Annotated in this window: 17 protein-coding genes; 12 read left to right on the top strand and 5 right to left on the bottom strand. The window is 68.5% G+C overall.

Features of this window, described 5'->3' with window-relative positions; genetic code table 11:
• Nucleotides 1-132 precede the first annotated feature (132 nt).
• The 6 genes from mptB to ACOQFL_RS01905 all read left to right on the top strand — a co-directional run bounded on the left by mptB (nt 133) and on the right by ACOQFL_RS01905 (nt 5,805).
• Entirely contained in the window at nt 133-1,749 is a 1,617-nt protein-coding gene (mptB, locus tag ACOQFL_RS01930) for a polyprenol phosphomannose-dependent alpha 1,6 mannosyltransferase MptB (protein WP_435542332.1), read from the top strand.
• 286 nt (nt 1,750-2,035) lie between these two features.
• Nucleotides 2,036-2,974 carry an ABC transporter ATP-binding protein gene (locus ACOQFL_RS01925; protein ID WP_435542331.1) on the top strand — a complete coding sequence of 313 codons (939 nt, stop codon included), beginning with the start codon at nt 2,036-2,038 and terminating at the stop codon, nt 2,972-2,974.
• The gene (locus ACOQFL_RS01920; RefSeq protein WP_435542330.1) at nt 2,971-3,816 is read left to right on the top strand and encodes an ABC transporter permease; all 846 of its coding nucleotides are present in this window, start codon (nt 2,971-2,973) and stop codon (nt 3,814-3,816) included. The genes ACOQFL_RS01925 and ACOQFL_RS01920 overlap by 4 nt, the downstream gene beginning before the upstream one ends.
• A 42-nt stretch (nt 3,817-3,858) precedes the next feature.
• Nucleotides 3,859-4,428 (top strand): SCO6745 family protein, encoded by a 570-nt coding sequence (locus tag ACOQFL_RS01915; protein WP_435542329.1) that lies wholly within the window; start codon nt 3,859-3,861, stop codon nt 4,426-4,428.
• Nucleotides 4,353-4,709 carry a helix-turn-helix domain-containing protein gene (locus ACOQFL_RS01910; protein WP_435542469.1) on the top strand — a complete coding sequence of 119 codons (357 nt, stop codon included), beginning with the start codon at nt 4,353-4,355 and terminating at the stop codon, nt 4,707-4,709. Before ACOQFL_RS01915 ends, ACOQFL_RS01910 begins: the two co-directional genes overlap by 76 nt.
• 124 nt (nt 4,710-4,833) lie before the next feature.
• The gene (locus ACOQFL_RS01905) at nt 4,834-5,805 is read left to right on the top strand and encodes a COX15/CtaA family protein (RefSeq protein WP_435542328.1); all 972 of its coding nucleotides are present in this window, start codon (nt 4,834-4,836) and stop codon (nt 5,803-5,805) included.
• Nucleotides 5,806-5,863: 58 nt separating this feature from the next.
• Here the strand turns inward: ACOQFL_RS01905 and ACOQFL_RS01900 are convergent, their stop codons facing one another.
• From ACOQFL_RS01900 to ACOQFL_RS01890, 3 genes are all read right to left on the bottom strand, one after another.
• Nucleotides 5,864-6,352, bottom strand: a complete 489-nt coding sequence (locus tag ACOQFL_RS01900) for a GbsR/MarR family transcriptional regulator (protein ID WP_435542327.1) — start codon at nt 6,350-6,352, stop codon at nt 5,864-5,866.
• Nucleotides 6,353-6,606: 254 nt separating this feature from the next.
• On the bottom strand, nt 6,607-7,536 hold the full coding sequence (locus tag ACOQFL_RS01895; RefSeq protein ID WP_503169957.1) for an ATP-grasp domain-containing protein: 930 nt from the start codon (nt 7,534-7,536) through the stop codon (nt 6,607-6,609).
• The gene (locus tag ACOQFL_RS01890) at nt 7,533-7,853 is read right to left on the bottom strand and encodes a hypothetical protein (protein WP_435542326.1); all 321 of its coding nucleotides are present in this window, start codon (nt 7,851-7,853) and stop codon (nt 7,533-7,535) included. The genes ACOQFL_RS01895 and ACOQFL_RS01890 overlap by 4 nt, the downstream gene beginning before the upstream one ends.
• Nucleotides 7,854-8,029: 176 nt before the next feature.
• Between ACOQFL_RS01890 and ACOQFL_RS01885 the strand changes: the two genes are divergently transcribed.
• Nucleotides 8,030-8,998, top strand: a complete 969-nt coding sequence (locus tag ACOQFL_RS01885) for a quinone oxidoreductase family protein (protein ID WP_435542325.1) — start codon at nt 8,030-8,032, stop codon at nt 8,996-8,998.
• Nucleotides 8,999-9,088: 90 nt separating this feature from the next.
• Here the strand turns inward: ACOQFL_RS01885 and ACOQFL_RS01880 are convergent, their stop codons facing one another.
• Nucleotides 9,089-9,451, bottom strand: a complete 363-nt coding sequence (locus ACOQFL_RS01880) for a group I truncated hemoglobin (protein ID WP_435542324.1) — start codon at nt 9,449-9,451, stop codon at nt 9,089-9,091.
• Nucleotides 9,452-9,744: 293 nt separating this feature from the next.
• On the opposite strand from ACOQFL_RS01880, the gene ACOQFL_RS01875 reads away from it, so the two are divergent.
• Together ACOQFL_RS01875 and ACOQFL_RS01870 are read left to right on the top strand one after the other, a co-directional pair.
• The gene (locus tag ACOQFL_RS01875; RefSeq protein ID WP_435542323.1) at nt 9,745-11,412 is read left to right on the top strand and encodes a purine-cytosine permease family protein; all 1,668 of its coding nucleotides are present in this window, start codon (nt 9,745-9,747) and stop codon (nt 11,410-11,412) included.
• 147 nt (nt 11,413-11,559) lie between these two features.
• Nucleotides 11,560-12,231 carry a DedA family protein gene (locus tag ACOQFL_RS01870; protein ID WP_435542322.1) on the top strand — a complete coding sequence of 224 codons (672 nt, stop codon included), beginning with the start codon at nt 11,560-11,562 and terminating at the stop codon, nt 12,229-12,231.
• 28 nt (nt 12,232-12,259) lie between these two features.
• Here the strand turns inward: ACOQFL_RS01870 and ACOQFL_RS01865 are convergent, their stop codons facing one another.
• A complete protein-coding gene (locus tag ACOQFL_RS01865; protein WP_435542321.1) occupies nt 12,260-13,306 on the bottom strand; it encodes a DUF2157 domain-containing protein in 1,047 nt (348 codons plus the stop codon).
• Between the two features lie 415 nt (nt 13,307-13,721).
• On the opposite strand from ACOQFL_RS01865, the gene tkt reads away from it, so the two are divergent.
• From tkt to ACOQFL_RS01850, 3 genes are all read left to right on the top strand, one after another.
• Nucleotides 13,722-15,791, top strand: coding sequence for a transketolase (gene tkt, locus ACOQFL_RS01860; RefSeq protein ID WP_435542320.1), 2,070 nt, complete (start codon nt 13,722-13,724; stop codon nt 15,789-15,791).
• Nucleotides 15,792-15,843: 52 nt separating this feature from the next.
• Nucleotides 15,844-16,950, top strand: coding sequence for a transaldolase (gene tal, locus ACOQFL_RS01855; RefSeq protein WP_435542319.1), 1,107 nt, complete (start codon nt 15,844-15,846; stop codon nt 16,948-16,950).
• A gap of 258 nt (nt 16,951-17,208) precedes the next feature.
• Nucleotides 17,209-18,834 (top strand): phosphoglucose isomerase-related protein, encoded by a 1,626-nt coding sequence (locus ACOQFL_RS01850; RefSeq protein WP_435542318.1) that lies wholly within the window; start codon nt 17,209-17,211, stop codon nt 18,832-18,834.
• The last annotated feature ends 21 nt before the right edge of the window (nt 18,835-18,855 follow it).

The raw sequence follows: 18,855 nt of genomic DNA, 5'->3' as shown, positions 1-18,855 counted from the left end.
TGATGTTACCTAATTTGGAAAGGCAAGACAGTGGCAGGCCCCGGCACATGAGTTGTCTCACATTCCGATCGCACGGACGCATCACTCGCCCTTGCCACGTACCCGTCGGTCGAGTGGCTAGGCTCGGTCAACATGGCGGCAGGCGAAACAACCGACACGGGCGACTCCGGCGGGCGGGACCGAACACGAGAGGACGTCGGAACCACCACGATCGCCCCGACGACGAACGACATCCCGGGACCACTCGATCGGAACGAACGCCGCCAGCTGGCACTCGTACGCCGGTTCGGCACCACCGGTGCCCTGCTGCTCGCGTTCGCCGCACTAGGCGCGGGAGCGGCACCGGTGGCCAACCCGATCTCCGGCATCCGCGTGCTGAGCCTGCCCGCCCGCATGCCCACCGTGGCGATGGCCTGCGCCTGGCTGGGCATGCTGATGGTCGTGATCGGCTGGCTGTGGCTGGGCAGACTCGCACTCCCGGGACGGAGCCGCCTCGTCTCACACACCCAGCTCGGCCGCACCATAGTCATGTGGGGTTTCCCGCTGGCGATAGCTCCACCCCTGTTCAGCCGCGACATGTACGCCTACCTCGCACAGAGCGCGGTGGCGGCCAGCGGCGCCGACCCCTACGAGTTCGGTCCCTCCGAAGCGCTGGGCGTGGACAACCCGCTAACCGCCAACGTCCCCAACATCTGGCGAGACACTCCCGCCCCCTACGGGCCACTGTTCCTGATGTTCGGCAGGGGCATCGCGGCGATCGTCGGAGAGAACATCGTGTTCGGCGTGCTGCTGTGGCGCGTGGTGATGCTGCTGTCGCTGGCGCTTGCCGTCTGGGCCATTCCCCACCTGGCCAGGCGTTGCGGCGTGCCACCCGTGTGCGCGCTGTGGCTGTGCGCGGCCAACCCGATCGTGCTGTTCCACGTGGTCAGCGGCATGCACAACGAGGCCCTGCTGATGGGCCTGATGCTGGCGGGCATCGAGCTGGGGCTGCGACTGCCACGGCCATTGGGACTCGTCTTCGGGTCGGTGGTGATAGTCGTGGCCGGAGCCGTGAAACCCCCTGCCTTCATCGCCCTCGGCTTCCTGGGGATGTATCTGGCGCGCCGACGCGGCGGCCGACTCACCGACCTGCTGCTCGTGGCCGCCGCGATGGTCGCCGTGTTCCTCGCGACCATGACGGTCATCACACTGACCAGCGGCTGGGGCCTGGGCTGGTTGGAAACGTTCGACGTGCCGAACCGCATCAAGACATGGCTGGCCCCCATGACGGCGATCGGCATGTTCGGCGGTGGTGGCGTGAGCATGCTGCTACGACTCGGCAATCACACCGACGCGATGCTGAGCATCACCAAGGTGGTCGGCTACGGCATCAGCGCACTGGTGTGCCTGCGACTGCTGTGGAGCTCCTTCCGCGGCCGAATCGAGCCCCTGACCGGGCTGGGAATAACCCTCGGGGCGGTGGCACTGCTCGGCCCCGTGCTGCACCCCTGGTACCTGCTGTGGGCGCTCGCCCCGCTTGCGGTCTCCACAAACGACTCGCGATTCCGAGTGGTCACCATCGCCATCAGCGCCTCGGTGGCGCTGCTGGTACCCCCGACGGGCGCCGGGTACGTACTGCGCTACTACATGATCCCGTTCGCCGTGATCGCCGCCCTGATCGCGTTCGCCGTGATCCTGCTGCTCACCCGCGGCAGAGTGCCGCGGCTGCTGCCCACACTCCGTCGACCGGCCACACCGGACTCCCATTAGATCCCGAACGCATCGGGGGGGAACCCCAGTGCGACGTCAATTTCCCACGAAATCGCCGCGCCCTCGCCGCAGGGCCGAACTCCGACCACTCCCGCGGGCCGCGCTCCCACCACACTCGCGGTCGGCACCGCCGCGGGTTCTCCGGTGCGGCTCTCGCGAGGAAAACCCGACGTGGTGCAGTAACCACCCGATGTCGGGCCTCCCCGCGGCGAGAGCCGTGCGGAGATTCCGCCGAACGAGCACCTACGAAAACCGTGCCGGAAGAACGGTATTAGGCTGGCGGAGCGTGAACCCAGACGCCGACTCCGCCGCTGTGCGGGCACGGGGGCTGACCAAACGATTCGGCGGCAACACCGCCGTGTCCGAGATCGACCTGCACCTGGCACGCGGTGAGATGCTGGCCCTGCTCGGCCCGAACGGCGCGGGCAAGACCACCACCGTGGAAATCTGCGAGGGCTTTCTGCGTCCCGACGCCGGGCAGGTCCGAGTGCTCGGACTCGATCCGGTCGACCAGGGGGCCCGCCTCCGCCCCCGCATCGGGGTGATGCCCCAGGGCGGCGGTGCCTACCCCGGTGTACGCACCGAGGAGATGCTGCGCCTGGTGGCTGCCTGCTGCGCCGAGCCGCTCGACCCGGCCTGGCTACTGGACATTCTCGGCCTCCACGGAGTGCGCACCACCCCCTACAAGCGGTTGTCCGGCGGCCAGCAACAACGGCTGTCACTGGCATGCGCACTGGTCGGCAGGCCGGAACTGGTCTTCCTCGACGAACCGACCGCCGGAATGGACGCCCACGCACGCAACCTGGTCTGGGAACTGATGTCGGCACTCCGCGCCGACGGGGTCGGTGTGCTGCTTACCACTCACCTGATGAACGAGGCCGAGACCCTCGCCGACCGGGTGATGATCGTCGATCACGGCCACGTGCTGGCACGAGGCACCCCCGAGGAACTCACCTCCGGCGACGAACAGCACCGCGAACTGCACTTCCGATCCCGCCCCAAGCTGGACCTCGAACCACTGCTGACCGCGCTACCGGAGGGATGCTCCGCCCAGGAGGTGCGGCCGGGGCAGTACCTGGTTCGGGGACACATCGACCCACAGACCGTCTCCACCGTGACCGCCTGGTGTGCCCAACACGGAGCGATGGCCGACGAACTGCGGATCGGCAGACGCAGCCTGGAGGACGTGTTCCTCGAACTCACCGGACAGGAGACGCGCGCTTGACACGCCAGGAAAGCTCCGACAGCGCGTACGGGGAACCCGCGAACGAACCGGAACGCACCACCCGCCCCCCCACCTTCGCACCGGGAACGTTCCGCCCCTCCCCCGGACGAGCGAATCCGCTGCGGATGCTGGTCACCCAGACACGGGCGGAATCGCTGCTGACACTGCGTCACCCGGAACAAGCGCTGCTGACCCTGCTGATCCCGCTCGTACTGCTGATCGGCATGAGCACCCTCGACATCGGGCTGGTGGAACAACCACGCGTCGACTCGGTCACCCCGCGGATACTCGCGCTGGCGGTGATGTCCACCGGATTCACCGGCCAGGCCATCGCACTGGGATTCGACCGCCGCTACGGCGTGATCAAACGCCTCAGCACCACCGCCCTACCCCGCTGGGTGCTGATCGCGGGCCGCGTGCTCGCCGCCCTGCTGGTCGTGGCACTGCAAACCGTGGTCCTCGGCGGCACCGCCCTCGCACTCGGTTGGCACCCCTCCTGGACCGGCGTGGCCACGGCGGTGCCCGTGCTGATCCTGGGAACACTCGTCTTCGGTGCGGGCGGAGTGCTCGTGGGCGGCGCGCTGCGGGCCGAAACGGTACTCGCCGTCGCCAACACGATCTGGTTCGCGCTGCTGTTGGCGGGCGGACTGGCGATCCCCGCCCGGCACCTACCCGGCCTCATGAGCTCACTCGCCGAGTACCTCCCCTCCGGCGCCCTGACCGAGGCCCTCGGCGCCTGCCTCGCCGACGGAACGGCACCCACCGCGAGAGCACTACTGGTGCTGCTGTGCTGGGGAGCGGTCACCGGAGCCCTGGCGGTACGCACCACCCGCCTCAGTTGATCCCGGATCCGGCGCGATCCGGGGATCACTAGAGTGCGGACCATGGAAACCCAACACGCACGCCGGGCCAAAAAGGCGCTCGACCTGCCGCACGTCATGATCTACTTCGCTCCCGAGCTGGAGCGGGAAATGTCCGAGCTCGGGATCGACTCCTGGAGCAGGGCCTACTTCGCGAGCCGTGCGGCCCCACTGGGCACCGTCGGGGCGAATGTGGTGGCCGCCACCTTCTACAACTTCAACCCCGAACTGGTGCGGCAGCACATTCCCGCGGCCTGGTCGCTCGCCAGTCCGGACGACATCATCGCCGCACGGTTCCGCGCGGTCTCCGGGGCCCTGGAACGAATGCTGGGACCGGAAACGCTCCGTTCGCACGCGGTCGAGGAAGCCGGACGGCTGGCGGCCAAGGCCGCCGAAAAATGCTCACCCGCGGGCAAACCACTGTTCGCCGGACACGCGGAGATCGAGTACCCGGACGAACCGCACCTGCGCCTGTGGCACGCACTGACGCTGTTACGGGATTCAGGGGCGACGCGCACATCGCAGTACTGCAACAGGCGGGGCTCGGCCCGCTGCAGGCCCTCGTGCTGCAGAGCGCGGCCGGCCGCGGGATGAACGCCGCGACACTGAAACAGACCCGGGCCTGGTCCGAGGAACAGTGGACCGACACGCAACTGGAACTGGCCGACCGGGGCCTGCTGGAATCCTCCGGAACGGTGACAACAGCCGGTGAGCGACTGCTCGACGAGATCGAGGACGCCACCGACACGGCTTCGCTGGACCCGTGGCGCGGACTCGACAACTCCGAGTTCTCCACACTGCTCGAACACGGCGGCGCACTGAGCAAACAGCTCCACGAGGCCGGCGCGGTGCCGAAGCGGATCTTCGAGCACTGACCCGCCCGAGCTCCGCCCTCCCGCGGTGGTGGTCCCCGCCCCACGGGAATCACCACCGTGGCGTGCGACACCGACACACGAGCCCCCGCCCCGGGCAACACCCCGGTGTGCCTACCATCGTCACGTGCCGACCCTGTCGTTGCCAGAACGAATAACTCGACCCTCCGCCCGATTGGTGCGCGCCTCGGCCGTCGCGGTGCTGGTCACCCAGATGATGATCGCGGTCACCGGCGCGGTCGTGCGCGTCACCGGCTCGGGACTGGGCTGTCCCACGTGGCCGCAGTGCTTTCCCGGCAGCATGGTGCCGGTCTCGCACGCCGACATCGCTCCGCTGCACCAAGCCGTCGAGTTCGGCAACCGACTGCTTACCTGGGTCGTCGCGGCCACGGCGCTGCTCTGCCTGCTACTGGCGTGGCGAGTGCGCCCGGCCCGCCCGAGGCTGCGGCTGCTGGCCGGGCTGGTGCTGATCGGCGTTCCGGTGCAGGCCGTGATCGGCGGTATGACGGTGCTGCTGGATCTGCGCTGGTGGAGCGTCTCGCTGCACTTCATGGCCTCGGCGGTACTGATCTGGATCTCCGGATTGCTTGTCAAGGCAGCGGGCGAGGGCGACGAGAAACCGTATCCGGTGATCAGCGGCAGGATGCGCGGGGTTCTGGTGGCGCTGACGGCGGTCGCGGCCGCGATGGTGTTCGCGGGCACGCTGGTCACGGCGGCGGGACCGCACGCCGGGGATCCGAGCACCCCGCGGCTGCCGGTCTCCATTCCGCTGCTGACCCAGCTGCACGGACTGCTGGTGATGGCCTACCTCTGTCTGCTGGCGGTGTTCGGGTTCTGGCTGCGCGGAACCTCGCCAACCCGGGGGCTGCTGCGTGCCTACGCCACCGCCTGCCTGGTGGTGCTCGCGCAGGGGGTGGTCGGCTCGGTGCAGTACGTCACCGGCGTCCCCGAAGCTCTGGTGGTGGCACACGTCCTCGGAGCCACGGTCGTGATCGCCACGGTGTCCCTACTGTGGGCGGAGTCCCGCCACCGGGGCCCGGCGCCCAACCGGCGACAGCCGCGCTCGGCCCACCTCGCGAGCGAACCGGTGGGGAGCTGAACGCTCCCGCGGTCGTGGGCTCGACGCGTTCCGGGACCGGCGATCGGAGTCCGCCGGATCAGCTCCGCCTGCGAGCGTCCCGTTCCCAGCGGCGCCACAGTTCCGGGATCTCCTCGGACAGCCACTGGTAGAACTCGTGTACCGCCCGCAGTCTGCGGGCACGCTCTCCCTGCCCGCTGAACATACGCAGTCCGGAGTCGATCAGGCTCTCCAGCTCGACCATGCGGTGCATCCGGGCGCTGACGAGCTCCGGCCACCGATGCTCCTCCACCCGGTAGAGCGCGGCCTCCCGGCCCTGCCTGGTGGTTTTGGAGACGATCCCCAGCCGTACCAGGAACCGAATGTTGGTACTGATCGAGCCGGTACTGGCGCTGAGCGCGTGCGAGAGTTCCGCTGCGGTGCGTTCCGGCGGATCGCAGATCAGCAGGAAGGCCAGCACTCGCCCGGCGATCAGCGGCATCCCTTCGGTGGACTCGAAGTAGGCCGCCATCTGCTCGATCCACTCCGACATGGCGGGGCGGTCCGTGCGCTGGGTGTATTCGACCACTGGCGTGCTCGCTTCCGGTCCGGACCACGGGAGCACCGTGATCGGTTTCGTTCGACGCTGAAACCATAAGTGGAACCGACACTGGAGGCAAGGCAGCTACCCGCCGCAGCGTTTTACGCCTACCCGGCGTGGTGGTTTGCAGCTACCCGCCGCGGCGATTTCGCGCGAAATTCACGCGCGTCCGGGGTGGGAGCCCACCAACCGGTCCCGTGAGAAGCCGGACGGAGCGCTCCGGTCAGGCGGCAAGGTGCGGGTCAGTCGGCACGGCGCGAGAGCTCGGCGCGCACGGCCGAGGCGAAGCGCAGCGGAGCCGCCCGGTCGGCGAGCAGGAAATTGAGCCGCGGTTCGATCAGCTCCAGCTCCAGCAGCATGGGTTCGCCGTCCTCGCCGCGCACCAGGTCCACGCGCGCGTAGAGCAACTCGTACCGCGCCACGCCCAACAGCTCTCCGGTCGCGTCGAGCACGTCCTCGGCCACTCGCCGCAGCGCGGGAGCGGGCTCGGTGGCGAACGGTCCCTTGCCGAGCCCCACCGAACCAGTCGCGTCATCGGCCGGGTCGAGCAGCGGCCCCTTGACGAAACCGTGTGAGTACAGGCCGCCGAAGAAGACCAGCGCTGTCTCACCCTCCCGGTCGACCACGGGCTGGTAGGGCTGCACCAGCGCCGAGAGGCCCTCATCGTGCAACGAACGCAGCTGCCGCAGGGCCCGGTCGCGCTGCCCGGGCAGGAACCGCGCCGCGCCCCGCGAGCCGGCACCGACGGTGGGTTTGACGACGAACTCCCGCTCCGGCAGCGCGGGGTTCTTCTCGTCCAGCGCGCGATCACCGGGATCCACGACCCGGGTGGGAGTTACCGGCACCCCGGCCTCGGCGAGCTCCGCGAGGTACCGCTTGTCGCTGTTCCAGCGCACCACCCGCGCCGGGTTCGCCAACGCCGGTACGGACTCGCACCAGTCCACGAACTCCTTCAATCGCGAGGTGTAGTCCCAGGTGCTGCGCAGCACCACCAGGTCGGCGGTCGCGAAGGATTCGGCCGTGGAGTCCCACACCGCCCAGCGGCTGGCTATCCCGAGCTCCTCGAGCGCGGCGGACAACGACCGCTCGTCCTCGTGGGACTCGGGCATGTCGGAGTAGGTCGCCAGCAGCACACGAGGAGCACCGCGGGCGTGATGCGGATCCGTGGTCACCTCGCGCGTGCTCCCGCCATCTTCCTGCGGTGGGCGGGTCCGATCGTCAACGCCGCCGCGGTCTCGGTGTCCCAGTCTCCGCTGTCCAGGCCTTCCACGGCCTCGACGACCGCCTCACCCGATGTCGGGTCGGGAACCAGCACGTCGCCGAGCGCGCCGTCCTGGCCGATGAGAACTATCCGTGCCCCGCCCTTGCCGAGGTTCTCCACCACGGCACGTGCCGAACCGCCGTGGCGGGCCACGAACTCGGCGGCAGTGGCCACGGCACGTTTCGGGGGCCGCGTCGACGCGGTCTCACCAGTCTGCTGCGTAGTCACGAGACAGATCGTAACGGTAGCCCGACCGGTGAGGGCGCGGTGCGTGACCCACGCCACCGATTGAGCGGTGGGGACATGCCGCGGGGGTCACCTTGAGCGGTGCCGAACGGAGTTCTCGTGGCATGATCGAACGCCACGGAACTGCCAGGCGAAACCACGGATCAGGAGGCCGGCACATGCGCGCTGTCCAGGTCACCGAGCACGGCGGCCCAGAAGTGCTGCACACCGTCGAGGTGGCGGACCCCGAACCCGGCCCGGAGGAGCTGCTGGTCGGGATCACCGCGAGCGGCGTGAACTTCATCGACACCTATCAGCGCGGCGGGATCTACCAGGTGGCGTTGCCGTTCACACCGGGTTCGGAGGGCGCCGGGACCGTGCTGTCCGTGGGCTCGGGTGTGAGTGGGTTCGAGATCGGCGACCGGGTGGCGTGGGCCATGGTTCCGGGAAGCTACGCCGAGCGCGCCGTGGTGCCCGCGAACAAAGCGGTGTCACTGCCCACCACCCTCGGGGAGCGCACCGCCGCGGCCGCGATGTTGCAGGGGCTGACCGCCCACTACCTCACCGCCTCCACGCACGTGGTCAAGCCGGGCACGGTCGCGCTGGTACACGCCGCGGCCGGTGGAATGGGACTGCTGCTGACGCAGTTGATCACGCTGCACGGGGGCCACGTGATCGCCACCGTCTCCACTCCGGAGAAGGAACGACTGGCACGGGAGGCGGGGGCCGAGGACGTCATTCGCTACACCGAGCAGGACGTGACCTCACGAGTGCGGGAACTGACCGGCGGAGCGGGGGTGCACGTCGCCTACGACGGGGTGGGCAGGGACACCTTCGACGCGAGCCTGGCCTCGTTGCGTCCGCGCGGCACGCTGGCACTGTTCGGCGCCGCCAGTGGGCCGGTGCCGCCGGTGGATCCGCAGCGGCTCAACTCGGCGGGTTCGGTTTTTCTCACCAGGCCGACGTTGGCGCATCACATGCTGGATCGCGCGGAGCTGGACTGGCGGGTCGGGGAGTTGTTCGACCTGATCACACGCAACGAACTGCGGATCCGTATCGGGGGCAGTTACCCGCTGGCCGAGGCGGCGGAAGCCCACGAGGCACTGGAAGGGCGTCGGACCACCGGGAAGGTCCTGTTGGAACCTTGATCGCGATTCCGCCGGGGCGGGGCTGTCCGTCCCGGCGGAATCGGTCTCACCCCTGGGAAACGAGCTGCCCGACGGAATCGGACGGCACTCTCACGTGGTCACCACGGGAGCGGTGATCACATCCCTGGCCAGCGGCGCGATGGCGAACAGGGTTCCGGTGAGCAGCGGCTCCGGCACGGAACTCTCACGCAGCGAATCCGCGAGATGCCCGATCACCAAGTCGTACTCGTCGTGGTGGATCCCCTCCTCCGAGCTCGTGCCCGCCTCGACGACCGCGCCGGAACCACCGAGCGCGGCGGTGAACAGCCGCACCTGGTGTTCCCGCAGCAAACTCAGATCCACCCGGTGGAAGTACCCGGCCAGTCGGGAATCGGCCAGTGCCTTTTCGTAGAACCGGAAGACGACTTCGCGTATGCGAGGCTCGCCACCGAGCTGCTCGTGAATAGTGATCATCACTGCCTCCGGAACCGGGAATTCGAGTTCACCCCCGATTGAATCCTGCTCGCTTTTCCGGGACGTAATTGCCGCGTAAACACCGGGCGTAACTTCACGGCCCTGCCGACGAACACCGGCCGATCCGAAGCTCCCGCCAGCGAGCCGTGCCTTTTCGAACGGAGCATCGGGAGAAAACACACCGGAAACACGCTCGGAGTCGCCGCGCAACAGAAACGCCCCAGAATCTCGCCGCGCCCGGATCAGTCCCGGATCAGTCCTCCGGGAGGACGAAGCGTTGAGAGGAGCGCGTATTGCCGCGGCAGACCAGCGACGTGAGCACGACCACCCGAGCGGCCGACGAAACGCTCGAGGACTACACCCTGCGGTTCGCACCCCGCGGTTATCGCCGATGGAGTCCTCCCGTGGTCGCGACCACGGCGCTCGGCGGAATCGCCTACCTCGCCGACTTCTCCATCGGAGCCGGGATCGGACTCACGCACGGCACTCTCAACGCGCTACTGGCCATAGCGGTGGCCGCGCTGATCATATTCACCACCGGACTGCCCATCGCCTACTACTGCGCGCGCTACAACATCGACCTCGACCTGGTCACTCGCGGATCCGGGTTCGGCTACTACGGCTCGGTGTTGACCAGCGTCATCTTCGGAAGCTTCACTTTCATCTTCTTCGCCACCGAGGGCGCGATCATGGCGCAGGGGCTGCGGGTGGGACTAGGGATACCGCTGTGGCTCGGTTACCTGATCACCACATTGATCGTGATCCCACTGGTGATTCACGGCATGTCGGCCCTGAGCAAACTGCAGGTCTGGACGACGCCGGTGTGGCTGTTGCTGATGGTCGCGCCGATGGCCTACCTGGTGCTCAGTGATCCCGGCTCCCTGGGGGAATGGCTGGCCTTCACGGGACGGGACGGCTCGGGTGGTGTGAGCGTGGCCGCTGTGCTGCTCGGTGCCGGGGTGGCGTTGTCGTTGATGGCCCAGATCGGCGAGCAGGTGGACTACCTGCGCTTCATGCCTCCCAAGACCCGGGAGAACTCGAGGCGCTGGTGGATCTCGGTGATCGCTGCCGGGCCGGGTTGGGTGGTGCTCGGCGCGCTCAAGCAGGCGACCGGGGCCTTCCTGGCGTTCTTCGTGCTGGGGCTGGCCGGTTCCGCAGCGACCGAACCGGTGGAGCAGTTCCTCGGCGTCTACGAACTGTTCCTGCCCGGCTGGCTCGCGGTGGCACTGGCCGTGGTGCTGGTCGTGGTCAGTCAAATCAAGATCAACGTCACCAACGCCTACTCCGGTTCGCTGACCTGGACCAACTCGATGACCAGGCTCACGCGACGCTATCCGGGACGCAACGTGTTCGTGTTCGGCAACCTCGCCGTGGCGCTGGTGCTGATGGAGGCGAACATGTTCGCGTTCCTGAACTCGGTGCTGAGCTTCTACGCCAACACCGCGATCGCTTGGGTGGTCACGGTCGCCTCGGACATCGTGCTGAACAAGTACCTACTGCGGCTCTCACCGCGGGTGCCGGAGTACCGCAGGGGAATGCTGCACCCGATCAACCCGGTCGGGGTTGTCTCGTTCTCTACGGCCAGTGTGATCTCGATCGCGATGTACTTCGGAGCGTTGGGTCCCGTGCTGCAGCCCTACTCCCCGATCGCGGCCGTGCTGCTCGCACTGGCACTGCCCCCGCTGGTCGCCATCGTCACCAAGGGGAGGTTCTATCTGCGACGCACCGACGACGGAATCTCCGAACCCAGGTTCGACAGTACAGGCACGCCGGTGGCGACCTCGTACCGCTGCCACGTGTGCGAGCAGGACTTCGAACGACCCGACGTGCTGGCCTGCCCAACGCACGAGGACGTCGTCTGCTCGCTGTGCGCCACCACGGACCGGACCGGAACGCATCTGCTGCCGCCGCAGTCGAGCACGCTCCCCCGTGAACGGGAGCGAGTGGTAACCGGGACATGACGGTCGGCTACCGGGACCTCGCGGTGGGGAAAACAGTCGTTGTCGCACCGTTCCCGCCGGTGAAGCAGAAAAGCTGAATCGAAATAGGACTGTGTAGGATCGTGCGGGAACTCCCGCGCGATCACTACATAGTTCTGGAGCACACGAATGTCGCTGGTCTCCGACGTGTTGGACACGCTTTCGTCACTTCCCGACGAACTGCTCCTAACCGTCGCGGGGGTCATGGCGTTCACGGAGTCCGGACTGGGGATGGGAATGTTCATCCCCGGCGAGACCGGGGTGCTGATCGCGGGCGCCTCCGTGGACAACCGGGCACTGCTCGGTGTGATGCTGCTGGTGGTCACCGTGTGCGGCTCCGGAGGTGACCACGTGGGTTACCTGCTGGGCAGACGCTACGGGCCCGCGATGCGCTCCACCTCGATCGTGCGGCGCATGGGCTTGGAGCGCTGGGACCGTGCCACCGCCGCACTGGACCGGCACGGGGGATTGGCGATCTTTCTGACCAGACTGGTGCCGATAGTCCGGACCTTCACCCCAGCGGCGGCGGGGGTCTCGCAGCTGCGCTACAACCGCTTTCTGCTGGCCTCGTTGTCCGCGGCGGCACTGTGGTCGCTGGTCTACGTGAGTACGGGTGCGTTGGCCAGGGCCTCGCTGGAGCGTGTGGGGGCGGTACTCGGCAACGCCAGCTGGGTGGTCTTCGGCGTGCTGGCCGTCGGAGTAGCGGGGTTCGTGCTCGTTCGGCGTGCTCGTGCGCGCAGCCGGCCACGGGCCGCCTCGGAGCACTGCCCCGAGGGGGAGTGCTCCGCCGAGGCCGAGTGAGCTCGCCCGTCCCGGGGCACCGGGTACGTCACTCGTCGGTTTCGGAACCGTTCCCGGCGACTCCACCTCGCGCGGAATGCGACCCGGCGGTCTCCGGGCGGCGCATCGCGAACGCGCCGAGCGACATCGTCAGTGCCCCGAGTACCAGCACGAGCACCGCGAGCCCGACGCTTCCCAACAGGTCCGAGACGGTGTCGCGCACCCCCGCGACGAGTGCCACCAACCCGCCGACGAGCAGCACCAGGTCACGGCGCCGCACGAATCCGGCCAGCAGCAGGGCTGCCACGAGCAGGGCGAGGGCGTGACCCCACCAGGTCTGGCCCACCGAGGAGACCCAGAAGGAACCGAGCAGCACGATGGTGACCCCGAGCGCCAGCGCGAAGGTCGGCGTGACCATCACCCGCCGTGCGGCACACAGGCACCAGAGCGTGCCGAGCAGCAACAGCAGCAGTCCGCTCAATTCGCTCTGCCCGAATTCCGGCCCCGGGGCTCGGTCCGGCAGCACGTGGTCGAACCAGAATCCCGCGAACGAGTGCACCGTGGCGACGGTCGCCACGGCCAGCGCGAGCAGGCCGGGTGAGGCCCGTACCGCCAGCAGGCCGAGCAGCGCGAGCACCAGCCCGGTGGCCGTCGCGGGCAGCAGCACGAAGTCGGGCACCGCCACGCCGACCGCCGAAGCGCCGGTGAGGGCGCAGAGCGCGAACAGCAGGGACGACAGTCGACGCCGTGCTCCCGGCACGGTCTCCCGGGTGTGCGGGCCCGGCCGCCCGCCGAGCAGATACAGCCCGGTGGCGGCGAACAGCAGGGTAACCGCGATCAGGATCGCGACGCGGGTCGGCCGGGCCAGGGTGTCGTAGGTGAGTTCGACCAGTAGGCCGCCCCCGGCGAGCACCAGCGCGCCACCGAGGTAGCCCGCTGCTTCCCGCAGTACCCGGCTGGATCCGGTTCGTGACTCCTCGCTCCGCCGCAGCGCTTCGAGGGCTGCCTCGGCCTGCTCCGCGCTGAGCACCCCGTTGTCGACCAGCTCGTACAACGTGGCGCGCCGCGTCCGGTTCGTCCGTGTCCGGTTCGTCACTGTTCGTCTCCGGCTCGAGGTCTCGGCCCGCTCGGCACCACCCGAGTGACCCCGGGCTTCCCGACGGTTCCGACTGCGATCGGATCATCGTATTCACCGCGACGTCGACACCCTGTTCGCGGGAAACGAATCCGTGCTCCCACCGGTTACCACTCGAGGGTGGGAGGGGCCATCGGTGATCACCGGAAGTGACGGTCCAGCCACGAAGAGCCCGTTTCGTGGCTTCACACGAACGGAGGTGAGGCATCGAACGCATCCACCAGGCGGACGGGTCGCGACACCGGCCACACAACAGGATTACGCTGCACGTTGGACGAGGGATAACAGCGGAACGAATCGGTCAAGTTCGACCGGATTCACCGCGCGAGGGAAACTGGAGCCGCGAGGAGTGTCCGTCACAGACGACCTTGCCCGTTTGACCACCAAACGAGTTCCCGAGGACTGGACCGAGCTGGACCAACGCGCCGTGGACACGATCCGCGTGCTGGCCGCCGACGCGGTCGAGAAGTGCGGCAACGGCCACCCCGGTACCGCGATGAGCCTGGCCCCGGCCGTGTACGCGCTGTTCCAGCGGGTACTGCGCCACGACCCCAACGATGCGAGCTGGATCGGCCGGGATCGCTTCGTGCTCTCCGCCGGGCACTCGAGCCTGACGCTGTACCTGCAGCTCTACCTGTGCGGATACGGGATGGAGCTGGAAGACATCAAGGCACTGCGCACCTGGGACTCGGCCACGCCCGGACATCCGGAGTACGGCCACACCACGGGTGTCGAGACCACCACCGGCCCGCTGGGCCAGGGACTGGCCAACGCGGTGGGAATGGCGATGGCCGCCCGGCGCGAGCGCGGTCTGTTCGACCCGGACGCCGAGCCGGGCGAGAGCGTTTTCGACCACCAGATCTACGCGTTGGCCTCCGACGGTGACATCGAGGAAGGTGTCACCTCCGAGGCGTCCTCCCTGGCCGGAACCCAGCGGCTGGGTAACCTCACGGTGATCTACGACGCCAACGAGATCTCCATCGAGGACGACACGCACATCGCTCTGTCGGAGGACACGGCCAAGCGCTACGAGGCCTACGGCTGGCACGTGGTCACCGTCGACGGCGGTGAGGACGTGCGGGGCTTCCTGGACGCGGTGGAGGCCGCACGCGCCGATACCGAGCGTCCGAGCCTGATCGTGCTGCGCACGGTGATCGGCTATCCGGCGCCGAACAAGATGAACAGCGGCAAGTCCCACGGCGCCGCGCTGGGCGGCGAGGAGGTCGCCGAGGTCAAGAAGGCACTGGGCTTCGATCCGGAGAAGTCCTTCGAGGTGGCCGACGAGGTGATCGCCCACACCCGCACGGTCGCGGAGCAGGGCAGGGCCGCGCACCAGAAGTGGCAGATCGCCTTCGACTCGTGGGCGGCGGAGAATCCGCAGCGCAAGGCGTTGCTCGATCGGATGAGTGCCCGTGAGCTGCCCGCTGACTGGGCGGACGCGCTGCCAAGTTGGGAGCCGGACGCCAAGGGCATCGCCACCCGCAAGGCATCCGCCGAGGTGCTGGCCTCGCTCCGGGATGTGCTTCCCGAGCTGTGGGGCGGTTCGGCCGACCTGGCCGAGAGCAACAACACCACGATGAAGGGCGCCGACTCGTTCGGCCCCGAGAGCATCTCCACGGGGATGTTCCAGGCGCAGCCCTACGGCCGCACGCTGCACTTCGGTGTTCGCGAGCACGCCATGGGGTCGCTGCTCAACGGGATCGCGCTGCACGGCGGCACCCGGCCCTACGGCGGCACCTTCCTGATCTTCTCCGACTACATGCGGCCCGCGGTACGGCTCGCGGCGCTGATGCGGGTTCCCACCATCTACGTCTGGACCCACGACTCGATCGGACTGGGTGAGGACGGACCGACCCACCAGCCGGTGGAGCAGCTGGCGAGTCTGCGCGGGATCCCCGGGCTGTCGATGGTGCGACCGGCCGACGCCAATGAGACCGCGGCTGCCTGGAAGAGCGTGCTGGAACGGTCCGAGGGACCGGCCGGACTGGCGCTGACCCGCCAGGGCGTGCCGACGCTGGAGGGCACCGACAGCGAGGGTGTCGCGCGGGGTGGCTACGTGTTGGCCGACGCCTCCTCGGGTACACCGGAGCTGGTACTCATCGCCACCGGCTCCGAGGTGCAGCTGGCTGTGGAGGCCCGCGGGATCCTGGAGAACGAGGGCGTCCCCACTCGCGTGGTTTCGATGCCGTGCGTCGAGTGGTTCGACGCGCAGGACGAGAGCTACCGGGAGCGGGTGCTGCCGTCCGCGGTCCGGGCGCGGGTCGCCGTCGAAGCGGGCATCGCACAACCGTGGTACCGCTTCACGGGTGACAGCGGCGAGATCGTCTCGCTGGAGCACTTCGGTGCTTCGGCCGACTACAAGACGTTGTTCGAGCAGTTCGGCATCACCACCGAAGCCGTGGTCGCAGCCGCCCGGCGGAGCCTGAGCAGCGCGCGGTCGAACTGAGAACGGTCGCACCCGACCGAACCGCAACCGCTGCGAACGACGGAGGTAACTAGTGAGCGGCAACAACAATCTGCAGGCACTCAGCGACGCAGGCGTGGCCATCTGGCTGGACGACCTGTCCAGGCAGCGGATCAACTCGGGCAACCTGGCCGAGCTGATCGCGAACAAGAACCTGGTGGGGGTTACCAGTAACCCCACGATCTTCGCGAGCGCGCTGTCCAACGCCGAGGACTACAACGACCAGGTACGCGAACTCGCCGACCGGGGTGCCGGGGTGGACGAGGCCGTCCGCGAGTTGATTACCAAGGACATCCGCGACGCCGCGGACGTCTTCCGCGAGGTGCACACCGCCACCGGTGGTGAGGACGGCCGCATCTCGCTCGAGGTCGACCCGCGCCTGGCCCACGACACCGAGGCCACGGTCAAGGAGGCCCAGGAACTGGCCAAGGCGGTGGACCGCCCCAATCTGTTCGTCAAGATCCCGGCCACGCTGGAGGGACTGCCCGCGATCACGCGCACGCTGGCGGAGGGCATCAGCGTCAACGTCACGCTGATCTTCTCGGTGCAGCGCTACCGCGAGGTCATGGACGCCTTCATCACCGGCCTGGAGCGGGCCAGGGAGAACGGCCACGACATCAGCCGGATCTTCTCGGTCGCCTCGTTCTTCGTCTCCCGCGTCGACTCCGAGGTCGACAAGCGGCTGAAGAAGATCGACGCCCCCGAACACCTGTACGGCAAGGCGGCCATCGCCAACGCCCGGCTGGCCTACGCGGCCTACGAGGAGGTCTTCGCCGGCGAGCGCTGGCAGCCCCTCGAACAGGCGGGCGCGCACCGGCAGCGGCCGCTGTGGGCCTCGACCGGTGTCAAGGAGCCCGCCTACTCCGACACCCGCTACGTCGACGAGCTGGTGGCGCCGCACACGGTCAACACCATGCCCGAGTCCACTCTGGAAGCGGTCGCCGATCACGGCAACGTCCTGGGCGACACGGTCAGCGGCACCGCCGGGGTGTCGCAGCAGGTGTTCGACTCGTTGTCCGAGATCGGCATCGACGTCGACGACGTCTACGCCGTGCTGGAGCGGGAAGGCGTGGAGAAGTTCGAGAAGTCCTGGGACGAGTTGCTGCAAACGGTTTCGCAGCTGCTCGAACAGGCTCGGTAACGGTGCCTCACCCGTGTGGGGGCCACTCCCCGCACGGGTGAGAACCGCGCGAACGCAGGCGGCCGCCCGGTCGGATCGAGGAATCCTGACGAGTGGGTGTTCGGCACGGACGACCGGCCGGAACACGGCGGTGGTACCGGGAAACTCCTTCCGTGCCACGCCCTCGCTCGTGAAAGGACCTCGCGAACCGGCGGCCGCCTGTAAACGTGTGCACCATCCGTCTCGTCGTGTGTTGACGATCGAACGCGAAGGAACCATATGACGACTGAAACCTCAGCCGAGATCACCGATCCTTCGCTGGCACGGGAGGCCGAGCCCCTGGTCCAGCGGCTGGTCAACGACCGTGCCGCGAGCAGACTCGCCGCGCAGGATCCGACGCTGTGGGGCCCGGAGGCCGAGTCGGAGGCATCGATCCGGCTGTCCTGGACCACCCTGCACGAAACCTCGCGCGGCCTGGTCGCCGAGATCGACGCGCTACGCGCCGAGCTCTACGAGGAGGGCCTGACCCGGGTCGTGCTGGCGGGCATGGGCGGCTCCTCGCTGGCTCCGGAGGTGATCACGTCCACGGCTGGCACCGCGTTGGTCGTGCTGGACACCACCGATCCGGCCCAGGTGCGCGACGCCCTGGAGGGCGAGCTGGAGCGCACCGTGGTGGTGGTCTCCTCCAAGTCCGGCACCACGGTGGAGACCGAGAGCCACCGACGCATCTTCGAGCGGGCGTTCTCCGAGGAGGGCATCGACCCCGCGCGACGCATTATCGTGGTCACCGACCCGGACTCCCCGCTGCAGACCACCGCGGCGGAGTCCGGCTACCGCAAGGTGTTCACCGCCGACCCGAACGTCGGCGGACGCTACTCGGCGCTGAGCGCCTTCGGTCTGGTGCCCGCCGGTCTGGCGGGTGCCGACGTCGCCGGATTGCTGGATGACGCCGAGGCGGTTTTCCCCTCGGTGAGCGCCGACGACGAGTCGAACCCCGCGATCCGGCTGGCCGCCGCGCTGTCGGCCGCCCACGGGTCAGGGGCGGAGAAGGTGGTACTCGCCGACAGCGGATCCGGGATAGTGGGCTTCGCCGACTGGGTCGAACAGCTGATCGCCGAGTCCACCGGCAAGTCCGGGGTGGGGCTGTTGCCCGTGCCGGTGGAGAACGTGGAAGCGCCCGGTTTCGCCACGGCGGGTGGCGACGCCACGCCGGTGGCCATCGGCCCCGCGGCGGGTGCCGCGGCGGTGGGCACGCACGGCTCACTGGGTGGCCTGATGCTGCTGTGGGAGTTCACCACGGCACTGGCGGGCAGGCTGCTCGACATCAACCCGTTCGACCAGCCCGACGTCGAGGCAGCCAAGCAGGCGGCACGCGGCCTGTTGGACGGCCCGGCGGGAGGCCCGGTGGCCACCCCGGCCGCCGTGGACGGGGCCATCGAGATCCACACGGCCGGTGACTGGCTCTCCCCCGGTGTCGGCACCGTGGCCGAGGCGCTTCGGGCGCTGCTCAACGCCGCGCCGAACTCCGGTTATCTCGCCGTGCAGGCCTACCTGGACCGGATCGACGACGCCTCGATCAGCGTGCTGCGCCCCGAGCTGGCTCGCCGCAGCGGGCTGCAGACGACTTTCGGCTGGGGGCCCCGCTTCCTGCACTCCACCGGCCAGTACCACAAGGGCGGCCATCAGAACGGGGTGTTTTTGCAGTTGACCGGCGCGGTCGATGAGGACATGGAGGTTCCGGGACGTCCGTACACCCTCTCGGGGCTGCAACGTGCCCAAGCCCTGGGGGACGGCCAGGTTCTCGCGCAGCAGAACCGGCCGGTGCTCCGACTGCACCTCACTGACCGGACCACCGGACTGGTGGAGCTGGTCAAAGCGGTGCAGGATCTGCGTACGGCGGGCTGAGGCGCGAGCGGCAGGAAAGGA

Origin of the sequence: Actinopolyspora sabaoui (assembly GCF_051225635.1) — a bacterium.
Classification (GTDB): domain Bacteria; phylum Actinomycetota; class Actinomycetes; order Mycobacteriales; family Pseudonocardiaceae; genus Actinopolyspora.
Note: the sequence above shows the minus strand (reverse complement) of the source record. Positions and strands in the feature narration are given on the sequence as shown.